The organism is Oribacterium sp. FC2011 (assembly GCF_000701645.1).
Lineage (GTDB): Bacteria > Bacillota > Clostridia > Lachnospirales > Lachnospiraceae > Oribacterium.
This window is the reverse complement of record NZ_JNJM01000043.1, coordinates 1-8,640: the sequence shown is the minus strand read 5'-3', so window position 1 is coordinate 8,640 and position 8,640 is coordinate 1. Positions and strand designations below refer to the sequence as shown.

The window sequence follows — 8,640 nt, the reverse complement described above, 5'->3', positions numbered from 1 at the left end:
TCATAGAATACCCATATTTACAGAAAAAATTTCAAACTCTCCCCTGTTTCCCATATTGCAATGTTATTTGAACAAGATAGGGTTTTGTTCATTTTAAATAAAATCTACAAAACAGTAATATACACCTATAATCTTAAATAATTCTCAGGATTTGGATGATGTTCTTCTACTTCAGCTTCCCATACGGAAACTGTGCTCCTGTCAGCACCAAGCATTTCAGCAAAATCATACTGAGAAACACCATATAAGTTCCTTATTGTTTTAATTCATTTTCCATATCCGGGTTTACAAAACATTGTATACTCATTTAGTAATACATCTGGGTCTATTCCAAGCGTTTTTCCAAAAGCAACTGCGTCCTTGTAATAAATCGGATTAAAACCTTTTTCAATATTCACAATTCCCCAGTTCGTAATACCCACTACTTTTCCTAGATCTTCCTGACTTATGCCTTACTGCTCTCTATAGAACCGGAGAATATCCCCTGGTTCCGCTTCATCAGAAGGCTTCGGTATAGGCATAGCAATGTTTACGAGCACCTTGCCATTCTTTTGTTGTATGCCTGTGTGATTGAGGTAGGTGCCTCTTTATCAATACAGGTATGCATCGGGATGAAGCAGCCCAACATCTGGGAATTCGCGGCGTTGACAATGGCGTCCACGGCGAGCCTTGTGATATCGCCCTGCCAGATCGAGATCCCATTCCGGATCTCCGGAATGTCGCTGAACTCTACGATTCCGTTTTTCCGGATCCTCTCCTGCAGATAGTCATCCTGTATCTCCAGGACTCTTTCGTCCATCTCTCCGGGCATGCGGATGTTCATTAGGGAACGGAGGAGCTGCCTTTTCCCTTCTGTATCAGAGGGCGTTGTCAGATCCTTGTACCGGACAGAATCGGTTTTGAACTCTTCTACAAGGTAATCTAATCGTTCGTTTTGTGTCATTTGGGATTTCCTCCAGGAATAGTCATATTTATTATACCAATTGAAACGACCTCTGTGGTAATTTGTCCACAGATGTGGACAAATTACCACAGAGGTCAAAAAGCCCGAGGTCGGACCCCGGGCTTTTCATATGATGACGGTATATTATAAAGCCAATGCGGCCTCATAACCTTCTCTGACAGCAACCAGCGCGTTGCCGGCTTTTACAGCACATCCAACAACTTTGACATTGTCACAGTATTTCTTTGCCGCTTCCTCAAGCGGATTGTATGCCTTATATCCGAATGCAGATACTACAGTCGAAGCAGGTACACTGTGGAGAGTTCCCTTGGAATCTGTGTAGCTTACACTGTCTTCCGTGATCTCTGCGACCTTTGCACCGGTCAATACTTTGATGCCTGCGTCTCTGATGTACTCCATCAGCTGCATCTTCATCAGCGGGAACATATCAACCAGGATGTCATCGCGCATCTCGATCAGTGTGATGTCCTGGCAGGACTGGGTCAGGAAGTGCGCTGTCTCTCCGCCAACTTCGCCGCCGCCGCAGACGACGACCGGACCGGCCTTGACATCTTTCTTACCTAAGAGTACGTCTTCCGCATTCACGACATTGCTGCCGTCCATTCCCTTGATCGGAGGTGTAAGCGGCTTCGCGCCTGTTGCAACAATGACTGCATCCGGCTTCTCGTCACGGATCATTTCCTCAGTGACCTCTACTCCCATATTGACCGGAACCTTCAGATCATTGAGACTCTTGCGCAGTGAAGATACGAAAGTGGAGAGCTCGCCTTTTCCGGGCGGGAATGCGGCGCTGCGGAACTGGCCGCCGAGCCATGATCCTGCTTCGTATACGGTAACATTATGTCCGATCTTCGCTGCAGTCTCCGCTGCGATGAGGCCGGCAGGACCGCCGCCTATGATCATGACCTTCTTCGGATTACCGGTCTTTTCCATTGCATTCTCATACTCGCGGCCGACACGAGGGTTGACCAGACAGGTCGCACAGGTTCCGGCCAAAAGGCCTGCTTCACAGCCCTGGAGACATCCGATGCAGTAGCGGATGTTCTCGAACTGGCCTGCTTTCGCCTTGGCGGGGAGATAAGGATCTGCCAGAGATCCGCGGCCCATGCCGATGAAATCTGCTTTGCCCATCTTCAAAATAGTATCAGCCATCTTGGGGGAGTTGATGCGGTTCGTGACGATGACAGGGCAGGATACCAGTTTTCTGACCATTTCCGCAGTATTCATATTAAAGGCGTGCTCCGTGTACATCGGCGCGATGATCTGGCGAATGACAGGAGAAGCATACATACCGTTGGAAACATGGATTGCGTCAACGCCCAGCTCATCCAGATGGCGGACAAGTTCAAAGGTATCAGCCTCGGTGCGGCCGCCTAGAAGGTACTCGTTGGCTGAAACTCTGACCTGAACCGGGAAATCCTTGCCGACGTTCTCGCGGATGCAGGCATAGATCTCATCCAGGATGCGGGTCCTGTTCTCGAAACATCCGCCGTACTCATCTACTCTCTTGTTTGTGAAAGGAGAGAGGAATTCGGAGATCAGGTAGCCGTGCGCAGCGTGGATCTCAATTCCGTCAAAGCCTGCCTCTTTCACTCTTTTGGCAGTGGATCCGAAGTCCTTCACAATCTGGTGGATCTCCTCTACTGTGATCTCACGGGGAAGATCCATGCAGAAGGGGTCCTTAATTGCAGAAGGCGCTACCGGCTGTACGTTTCCGTTTACATCATGTTTGGACTGGCGTCCGGGATGATACATCTGGCAAAAGATTTTGGATTCATATTTGTGGACTGCTTCCGTGAGCTTTTTGTTGCCTTCAATCTGCTCGTCGTTGTAAAGGCCCGGAATGAACTTATAGCCCTTCGCGTTCACATTTACTGCATAGTCTTCTGTGATGATCATGCCCCAGCCGCCTTTGGCTTTCTCTTCGATATACTTGATATACCGTTCTGTGATCATTCCGTCTTCTGTGCACAGGTTCATGACCATTGCGGGCACGATCAGCCTGTTGGGGATTTCGCAGTTACCTATTTTGGCAGGTGTAAAAAGTTCCGTCATCATTTTCGTTTTCCTCCTTGTGTTTTTGGAAAGGTGGTTGTCTATGTGAAAATAATAACGAATAGTACGATTCCAGTGTCAATGCCAAAAAAGAGAAGAGACTTTAGGTAAATCTGCTGATGCCGATTCTTCCGTACAGCTCGATGATCCCTCTGTTCTCTTCTCTTTTATATAAAAAACGGTACTGTCTAGGGCAAACGGTGTTCATAAAACCTTGGAGGAGTTCCAAGATTTTTCGTTCTTGCTTTTTTGGTTCTTACAAGATTGGAAGATGTATCTTCACGATCCGGCGAAACTCTCCGTTCTCATACCCTCTTCCCAATATGACGCCTCTGATCTTGGCCCCGTCTGGTACATTAAATCCATGTTCAGCGGCGTATTCCGGCAAAACATGAAAGACCTCCTGGTTATAGCTGCCGATTTCACCAATGTCAATGTGCGTACACAGGCATAAACCTCCGGAGATCTTTGTAAAATCTTCGGGTATCTCCAGTCCCAAAGATCTGACATATTTCTCCTGTATGCCCATTTCCCATTCCACCCGGTCATCTTCGACTTGAAGTCCGCTGTCAATGAAAGGCAAATGCTGATCGTCAAAAACAAAAGAACTGCTCTTTTCTGACAAATTTATTCGCTCGTACTCGTCTCCGCGGCCTGTAACAAGATGGCAATAGTATGCAGAAGGGATACTCTCTACCCAGAAACATCCAATGTTTTTGGTACTCAGCAGCATATTCATCTGAAGCTGTTCCAACCGCTGCGCCAATAGTTCCCGATATTGTGTATCCGCCCTGATCCTTTTGACTTCCTCACCCAGAAATTGTTCCGTGTTAATAGTATATTCGTGATTGCGTATCCCGGAAATTTCACTGATAGGAATCCCCCAGCTTTTATGCTGCATTGCTTCCAAAAGCCAGAAAACTTCCATTGAATCGTATCTCCTATAGTTATTCTCTGCTCCTCTGCTCGCCCGGATCGCTCCTTGTTTTTCATAATAGCGAATCATATCCCTCGAGATACTTAATAGCGTCGATACTTCCCCAATGGAATATGAATCAACGGCGTTGGTTCTTTTTGACATATTCATGGTATTCCTCACACGGTGAACTACCCACCGCCTACGTAAAAAACTAACCCAGAGGTCGGTCGTCTTACTGCTCCATCAATTCGTACTGGAACATCTCATATTTCAGCTTGCATCCAACATATATTCCTGCCGGCAGCAACGCCCTGGCGACCAGTTTTAAATCATCGGAAGGTATGTCAATTCGGCGGAGATTTGCATAATCGCCATCAATGCTAACGACTTCGTAATACCATGTCTGCATATTATTTCCCTCGTCTTTCTAAATTGATTTAATTGGGGTTTTGTTATGTTTATTATACTAGCTTGGATCGGGTAATTCACTATTTTGTTCCTGGCAAAGACTGCCTGTTGCAGAATGAATCTGGGGTTACTGCATTTATGCCGCGGAATAAAGAAGGTTTCACGTTCGCCGTCATCATGACGGACTATCCGCTTACAGTAATCCCGGAAGATGAGAGTACCTTCTTTGCACACGGGACAAAGGTATTCACTGCCGTCAGGTAAAAATATGTTGCCCTGAACAGGTATACTCTGTTACCATAAACATGGTTTATACCACTGGTCTCAGAGTACACGACTTTCCAGGGAGGGTGCTCTGGGACCTCTTTCTATTTTTATGAAAGACAGTATACAGAGCAGTTCACGGACAATCAATAGAAGCAGAAAACGGTCAATCTGAAAGAGCTAAAACACTTCGATTTATCGATTACATATGCAAATAATCATACAACAATCCTTGGTACAATCACAAACTGATATTGACTTATATCTTTAATAAATATATAGTCAGAAAAAGGAAGCAACCAGTCTGATTGCTCCCTCATAAATCTAAATTATCATAAAATACCCATATTTACAGAAAAAATTTCAAACTCTCCCCTGTTTCCCATATTGCAATGTTATTTGAACAAGATAGGGTTTTGTTCATTTTTTGGATTTTTCGTCAAAAAATTAAAACCAAAAAATAATGAACATTTAAATTTTAACCCATAGACCCTTATGACTAATGGCTTTATAGAGTTTCGTTCATGTTACATAAAATCTACAAAACCATATTAGCTGCCTAAAAATATTATGATTCTTTCTGTTTCATATGAGAGTCAATAATGCTGATACCCAAAATTATGCGATTTCCTCCCCTCAACCTTGTCATCTTCATATTGACGTATACCGGTGTCCCTGTATCAATAAGCCGGTATGTGGTCGTAAAAACACCCTGGGCATCTAAATCATGGATAACATTTTCTTTGGTGAATAGTTTAAGAAATGGCTCCCTGTCCTCCTCATAAATTCGAGTCATTGTATCCCGTTTGGCAGACTCAAAGAATTCCCTGCCATGACGTACTATTGACATTTCCTCGCCGCCAACCTTTGAAGAATACTCTGTGTAGTCGTTTGTATCCAGGTCTATCACGAATAGATTATAATAGTCAGCCGCAAGTGCCATGGCTATGTCTTCATAAGTGGTGTTTTCATCAGGCTCTGTGATGGAAAGTACACCAATAGCAACCGCTTCCACTCCTGTAATGCTGTTCTCTGCTATTATTCTTACAAATGAATGGACTCTTGAACCGTCTTTCATTACTTCATATACAAATGCTCGATTTCCATTATTCCTACACTGCTCAACAGCCTTCATAAACGAAGATCCGGGTCCTTCCTTCGGAACCAAATATTCCTTTTCCGGATCTGACAGATCATGCCCAAAAGCACGTTTCATGAATACCTTATAGGCCTGATTGCTGCGGATATACCGTGTTTTTTCACCGTTTCTGTTTACTTCCATAATGCCAATAGGCACTGTATCAAAGGTATTCTTTATGACACTTTCATCCATGTTGGAAAGGAAAGAAAGATCAAAGAGATTAACTCTTCCCACTGTTTCATAGTATTCGGATTGATCAGGATCTTCGAACCCGTTTTGTATTTCCACAGTATACTTTTTAACTATCTGTTCAGGTGGAACCGGCTTCATAAAATAGTATCCCTGTAGTTTTGAGCAGGCAATTTCCTGAAGAAAGCGAACCTGACTCTCTGTTTCAACGCCTTCACAGATCGTATCAATTCCAAGAGCTGTCGCCATCTTCATCATCTCTTTCAGTATTATTTTTCCTTCTTCTCCATCATCAAGCCTTCTCATAAAACCCATGTCAAATTTGATAAGGTCGAACTTTATGCTCTGGAGGACTTCAAGCGAGGAATAGCCACTTCCGAAATCATCCATCCATACCTGAAATCCCTGTGAGCGGAAACGCTCTATCTGTCCCTTCATATAATCGAAGTCACTGCCCACCATGCTTTCAGTAATTTCGATATTAATCAGCTTCCGGTCAATATGAGCCTCATCCACAAGCGTACAGATCTCCTTCACAAGATCGCAGGCTTCAAAATCTGCACGGGAAAAATTGATAGAAACAGGAACATGATGATTATGGAGCTTCTCATTTGATTTCAGATTTTCCAGAACCTGTCTCACCACACACATATCCAGTTTATGGATCAGACCGGTATCCTCAAGAACCGGAATAAATGCTGCGGGCGATAACATCCCCAGCACCGGGTCATCCCATCGTGCCAGTGCCTCAACACTGCAAACCTTGCCGTTGGTTGTTCGGACGATTGGCTGATAATACACTTTGATCCATTTTTCTTCGATGGCTTTATCAATATTGTCTATGATACTCTGGCGTTTTTTCTCCTCAGACATCATATCCAGGTCAAAAAACGCATAGTAGGATTCATTGTTCTTTCTTCGGACATTAGCTGCCATACGGGCACGATCACAGGCCATACTGATTTGTACCGATTCGATACGGTTCGGATAAATACCTATGCGAAGAGGAAGGTTTTTTCCATCGTTAGCTTTTGCACACTCTGCAATTATCACATCAAGATGCTCTTTCAACCCCTTTTCGGGAGCAAATGCGGCAAAATGATCCTGGGCAAAACGGCCACAGCTTTCGCTGCTAAAATGCTTGGCAAGAATATCTGCCACAGCACAGATCAAACGATTACCCTCTTCAAATCCATGCCAGCGGTTAAAATGCTTTAAGCCGGTCAGATCAAAAAATAGTATCGCAGAATCGATATTTTGTTCCTGCATCTTTTTACAGCCCGCTTCAGCCAGTTCATAGAAATAAACCGTATTTGGAAGTCTCGTCATATAATCATAGTAGGCACCACGATACTGATTGTCTTCCTCAAGAAAATGTCTTAAGGTCTGGTTGAGGACACTTTCATAACTCCCCTGTTCATTTGAGAAATGTCCCTCGTTGGCATACCAGGTCAGACATAAGCGCACATCCGGTTTCGGATAGATGCTCTTTCCATATGCATGCAGGATGATATAGTCTGGATCTTTTAAAGTGCGGGTACGATATACAATGTCATACGGAATATCAAAAGCGGCAAAACGATAAGCAGCATCTGCAACCCTGGTCTTATCATCAGGATGGGTGGCGCGATACATATCATTATCCATGGCTGCATATGCGTCTTCTAAACATTTGAATCCAAATTCATCGCAGAATCCTTTTGAGAGCGCAACTGTCACCACCCGTTTATCAATATATTGATAAACCGCAAACGGGATGGTAAGACTTTCCAGTATTTCTTGTGTTCTTTTATCAAAATAAAATCTCGCTGGGAAATTCATGTTTAATCCTCCTGAGCCCAATCAATACGACATAATAATCTTCCATGTTGATTTACGTTCGGTTAAGATTTATGGCTATTTGTTTCCTTTACTTCCATTATACAACAGCAAACCGTTTGTTTGACATAACCACATAAAAACGACAGGTCCCTAATCATTTCGATTTATTAGTGACCTTTTCCCATATTGCAATGTTATTTGAACAAGATAGGGTTTTGTTCATTTTTTGGATTTTTCGTCAAAAAAATAAACCAAAAATTATAAACCAAAATAATTTTGCCCCAAAAATCCCTGCTATTACTGGTTCTGTAAGGCTTTGTTCATTTTAAATAAAATCTACAAAACAGTAATATACACCTATACAATATTGTAATAGTTTTGTTTGTTTTTACAGTAAAATATGTCATAAGTGGTAGATAAATGGTTTATTTCAAATTAAGCAAACCTCTATCTCATTTAGGATAGAGGTTTGCTTAATTTGAATTTATACTACTGTATATCCTTCAGAAGCTAAAATAGTCAAGGCTCGTTCATAGTTTTCTTCTTTCACAAGAATATAATCTGTGTTGTATGTTGATACCGCGAAGATGCCAATTTTATGATCCGCAAGGATGCCTGATAACTTTGACAGAATACCAATCAGTGAAAAATCGAGGATACCCTGAATGCGGAATCCTCTCCAGCCATCATCACGCTCGACCGTGTTTTGTGGCGTATCCTCCGTTTTACACACCAACGACAATTCTTCATCTGTCTTCCCGATAAAATAGAAATCAGACTCCATGTTTATATCCAATGCTTCTGTCACTTTACAGACAGTAAATTTATAATTGAGCCTTTTCAATTCCATTTAGATTATCCTCCTCACAAATACCGATT

8 protein-coding genes and 1 pseudogene are annotated in these 8,640 nt (G+C 43.0%); all 9 read right to left on the bottom strand.

All coding sequences use genetic code 11. The features are described from left to right. Positions 1–125: 125 nt before the first annotated feature. The gene (locus T357_RS22390) at positions 126–257 is read right to left on the bottom strand and encodes a helix-turn-helix domain-containing protein (protein ID WP_442944871.1); all 132 of its coding nucleotides are present in this window, start codon (positions 255–257) and stop codon (positions 126–128) included. A 9-nt stretch (positions 258–266) separates the two neighbouring features. Then, complete coding sequence (locus tag T357_RS21325) at positions 267–422, bottom strand: hypothetical protein (protein ID WP_155991560.1); 156 nt, start codon at positions 420–422, stop codon at positions 267–269. Positions 423–589: 167 nt separating this feature from the next. Continuing rightward, positions 590–943, bottom strand: a pseudogene (locus T357_RS0117845) (protein-ADP-ribose hydrolase); the annotation flags it as partial. Between the two features lie 144 nt (positions 944–1,087). After that, positions 1,088–3,022, bottom strand: a complete 1,935-nt coding sequence (locus T357_RS0117840; protein ID WP_031555570.1) for an oxidoreductase — start codon at positions 3,020–3,022, stop codon at positions 1,088–1,090. A gap of 253 nt (positions 3,023–3,275) precedes the next feature. After that, entirely contained in the window at positions 3,276–4,106 is an 831-nt protein-coding gene (locus tag T357_RS0117835) for a helix-turn-helix domain-containing protein (RefSeq protein WP_081828249.1), read from the bottom strand. Between the two features lie 64 nt (positions 4,107–4,170). Continuing rightward, entirely contained in the window at positions 4,171–4,347 is a 177-nt protein-coding gene (locus tag T357_RS0117830; protein ID WP_031555563.1) for a hypothetical protein, read from the bottom strand. Continuing rightward, positions 4,263–4,580: a hypothetical protein gene (locus T357_RS22385; protein WP_442944870.1), complete on the bottom strand. Its 318-nt coding sequence runs from the start codon at positions 4,578–4,580 to the stop codon at positions 4,263–4,265. Before T357_RS22385 ends, T357_RS0117830 begins: the two co-directional genes overlap by 85 nt. Positions 4,581–5,178: 598 nt before the next feature. Further along, entirely contained in the window at positions 5,179–7,761 is a 2,583-nt protein-coding gene (locus T357_RS0117825) for a putative bifunctional diguanylate cyclase/phosphodiesterase (RefSeq protein WP_049962550.1), read from the bottom strand. A 484-nt stretch (positions 7,762–8,245) separates the two neighbouring features. Further along, entirely contained in the window at positions 8,246–8,611 is a 366-nt protein-coding gene (locus tag T357_RS0117820) for an ACT domain-containing protein (RefSeq protein ID WP_031555559.1), read from the bottom strand. Positions 8,612–8,640: the final 29 nt, after the last annotated feature.

Bases quoted from the DNA above. Each gene is read 5' to 3' on its own strand.
- T357_RS0117840 (WP_031555570.1), bottom strand. From the start codon at position 3,022: ATGATGACGGAACTTTTTACACCTGCCAAAATAGGTAACTGCGAAATC.
- T357_RS0117835 (WP_081828249.1), bottom strand. From the start codon at position 4,106: ATGAATATGTCAAAAAGAACCAACGCCGTTGATTCATATTCCATTGGG.
- T357_RS0117830 (WP_031555563.1), bottom strand. From the start codon at position 4,347: ATGCAGACATGGTATTACGAAGTCGTTAGCATTGATGGCGATTATGCA.
- T357_RS0117825 (WP_049962550.1), bottom strand. From the start codon at position 7,761: ATGAATTTCCCAGCGAGATTTTATTTTGATAAAAGAACACAAGAAATA.
- T357_RS0117820 (WP_031555559.1), bottom strand. From the start codon at position 8,611: ATGGAATTGAAAAGGCTCAATTATAAATTTACTGTCTGTAAAGTGACA.